The organism is Paenibacillus sp. 01L418 (assembly GCF_056400045.1).
Genome location: NZ_JBFTSN010000538.1, coordinates 1 through 3799 on the forward strand (window position 1 = coordinate 1; position 3799 = coordinate 3799).

General features: G+C 39.5%; 2 protein-coding genes. Both read right to left on the reverse strand.

The features are described 5' to 3' along the window. Window positions 1–876: M48 family metallopeptidase (locus tag AC1DSE_RS32180; RefSeq protein WP_477528827.1), on the reverse strand; the 876-nt coding region annotated here is incomplete at its 3' end. Between the two features lie 133 nt (window positions 877–1009). Next, a partial coding sequence (locus AC1DSE_RS32185; protein ID WP_477528828.1) for an ATP-binding cassette domain-containing protein occupies window positions 1010–3799 on the reverse strand: 2790 nt, incomplete at its 5' end.

The following is a 3799-nucleotide window of genomic DNA, read 5'->3' on the forward strand; positions in this document are numbered from 1 at the left end:
GGTATCAATCGATTTCGAGAAGGTCACTCCGATCGTAACAGATCCCCCGAGAACAAGAATAACAGCCAAAACGATGATAAGTGCTATTCGCGAAGAGGATGTCTTAAAAATGATATTCGATGAGATGCCTGCATATTGCTGAATCGCGTAGATACGCTTCGGCAGGGGCGGGTGAGTCGATAGCTTCTCAGCCAGCCATACAAATAAACCTTTCTCATAGCTGCTTTGCAGCAAATATTCCTCACGGTCTACCCGTTTGTAGAGCGTTTTGCCGATCGCTAATATCGTTAAACCATTCATTGCGGCTTCAGCATCATTGGTGTAATAAGCAGCCATACGGTCGCATGTATATTCGCAAGCCCGCGAGTATGCTTCACCAAGAAATGGAAGCCATAACGCCGGCAATATGAGCAGCTGCTTCGACAAATGATTTCGTTTGATGTGGGCGAGCTCGTGTGAAATGACAAAAGTGAGCTCTTTTTCCCCACCCGCCTGAATCATTTCGAACAAATCGGAATAAAGCACCACCATATTGCGGCCAAAAAAGCGCGAAGCAAACGCATTTAATATCCCGCTCGACTCCATGACATAGAGATCAGGTACAACAGTAAAGCCCATCCGCTCACACTGTGCCTGGGCAATTGCGAACACTTCCGGGAATTGTCTCGGCGTGATCCGAACGCCATTGGTTCGAATGCTTGCCATCATAATCGCTTGAGCGAATAAGGGCAGGAGTATAAGAATCGGTAGGATGAAAATGAAAATAATAGAAATAAACAGACATAAATAAATGAAAACACTAAAGATAAGCGCAAGAACGAAGTAACGATTCTCTTTCTTATGTATGAGCGACGTTTCTAAATCAATTGCATTCAATAAATGGCATCCCCTTCTAAAATAATACCCACATTATACACGATTTCCCAAAGTTATTATACAACCTTCAGCATAACAAAAAAACTCATCTGCAATTTAGGATAGCAAATGAGTTTCTTTCAGTGAATGACATCTAGCTTTGCTCAAGAAACTGATATACAGCCATCATTTCTTGTTTATTCAACTCACGAATGCGATTGAAAATTGGAATATCAGCCACTGCCTCAATATTTGAGCTGTCTTTAACAACATCACTTACTTTGCCGGTCAGCCATGTTTGCACGTCTATGCCTTCAACAATTTCCTTAAGCCCTTCATCATTGATGCCACTTGCATAACAGCTAACACATGGTACCGATAATTTGAACACGCCATCATGGAGCCCATCTTCCGAAATTACTCTTTTCCCTTTACAGAATGGACATGGCTGGCTAGCTTTAATTTTATTTATTAAGGTGACAATTTTTTTGTAACCAAACGCTTCATAGACATAGGTCAGTTTTTTGTATTTACCATTAGTGAAATACTTATCAATGATCGTTTCTCTCGTTTCGGTGATATTGGCAAAATCACAGACGGTGATCCGATTATTAATACTGATGGATTCGATACTGTTGCTAATACTGCCCCAGAATGGCAGCACATTTTGCAAGACCATTTCGTAGTGGGAAAAGCTCGCAACCTCTAGTTCAAGCATTTTCAGCGCAGCTTGCGTCTCCCTAGGCAATAGAGAAACCTCTTCCGTCAAAACCATATCGCCCCCGACAATCGCTTTCATTTTGTCTAGAACCTGTAGATTTCCAACGGTTTTAATGACTTGATCAAGAGGCTGCTGAATAATCTCACGAATATCCGTCTCGCCAAACTTTAGCTTTTTATGATGCTTTAATACCGTTCCTTGACAAATTGGGCAAGTAATCAATTTTTTGGATTCTTTTATACGCTCTTTAATCTCCGATTTCGATACCACCATATACATCCCAATGATGTGATTAAAGCCTTCCCAAGTCCTTGATGCCTTGCCTACTTTATCATAGAATGACTTTTCCCAATATCCGTACAAAAAAGTATGCTTTTCTGCGTCTGTCATCTCTGCATAACTTTTGCTTATATCCTGGCCGAGCTCATTTTTAATCTCTTCAAAAATAAATTTTATTTTTGGGAATTGATAAAACTTCAAAATATCCATCACATCTGGATGCAATAAGCCATCCCAGAATGGCGCGGTTTTGTCCTGAATAACAATATCAAAATCAAATTTTTCAATTACACGGCGGCCCGAGCAGCATGGGCAATGATTGCCTTGATTATAGAAATCGAAGCTATTCGTATCTTTATTGGTTGGATGTGCCGCCACAATATGGTTGATTAAGCCGCCAATTTCGTAGAGAAAAGTATATTGGCTGTACAAGTGGCGTTCCAAATCAATGGCGATGACGGGTGCAATGGTATCCGATTCATATTCGCCATAAATGAGACGAGCCATGGATGATAAGCTTTTTAAGATGCCGCCTTTATAAACGTTTTCTGCATTTTTAAAATAGGTAATCTGGTTTTCTTTTAAATAATTTACGCCATTTTTTTGATCTAGTGTTGAAGGAATATGGAAAGGAGCAGCTTTATCTTCATGGTTTTGTTCCCGGTAATAATCATCATGACTGACCACATCAAGATGCTCCACGGGTRCAAGCTGTCTTTTGCCAAAATCAACGATAAAATCAGAGCTTTCCAGCATATACGAATTATGTTCAATCATGATTATAGAGACGGATTCATCCTGAAGAATGACCCTCACACTATCAATGAATTGATTCAAAATATTTTGTGATAACCCTTTTGATGGCTCGTCAAAAATAAATAGCGTATTCGGGTTTCTGGAGCCCGCAAACAACTCAGAAACTAAATGAACACATTGAAATTCACCCGTTGATAAGGATTGTGTTTTTCTCTCCAACGTCAAATAACCAAGTCCTAGCTTGATCAATAAGCTCAAGCGTTTATGAGCGATGTCTTCATTTGGCAGCTCAACAATAATATCTTCAATCGAGCGCTGAAAAATATCATCAATATCATCACTATATTTTGTAAGCTTCTTTTTAATATCTAGAAAAGTGGCAACGGTTGACCGGCTAGTGATCGATTGGTTTCGATCTTGCCCAACCATAACCAGCTTATCTTTCGGATAGCGCTTCACAAAATCTTTGGACATGCACTCATTAACAAGTGTGGATTTGCCACAGCCTGACTCGCCTGTAAATGTGACAAGTCTATTTTTAGGAATCTGAATTTCACTGATTTGAATATTCCGGCAGTGAAGATCAAGAAATTGATAATATTCTGTTGGTGCTGCCTCGTTTCGTTCCCCGTGGATTGGCTTTGGACGTGGTGATTCTTCCACTATTTTTCCGCCGTATTTACCGCTGCCAGGGCCAAAAAACAAATGCTTATCCGCTGTGTCCAGCACCGTGTCAGAATGGTCAATGAGCCAAATTTGATTTTTAACTCCCAATTGTTTAATCTCAGCTAAAATTTTCAATAACGTTTGATGATCAAGACCTACGGAAATTTCGTCGATAATAATAACCGTATTCTCACTTGTAGCCATAAATTCAGCCAAGTAGAGCCGAGTTACTTCTCCACCTGACAATGTTCCCATAATTCGATTTAACGTTAAGTAACCAATATTCATATTGATTATATTTTTTAAAATGTTTTGTTTACCTTCACTAATCTTTAGAACTTCTGCTAGTGAATAAATTGTTTCCACACTGAAGTCGTTGATGTCCGATACACTCTGTGCTTGATCCAATAACTCAAATTTATATTGTTCAACTTCTTGATTGTAACGTTTCCCCATACATTTTTTACATTCGATATTTTTAGTTGTTCCGCGGCCTTTACAGTCTGGACACCAGCCTAATTC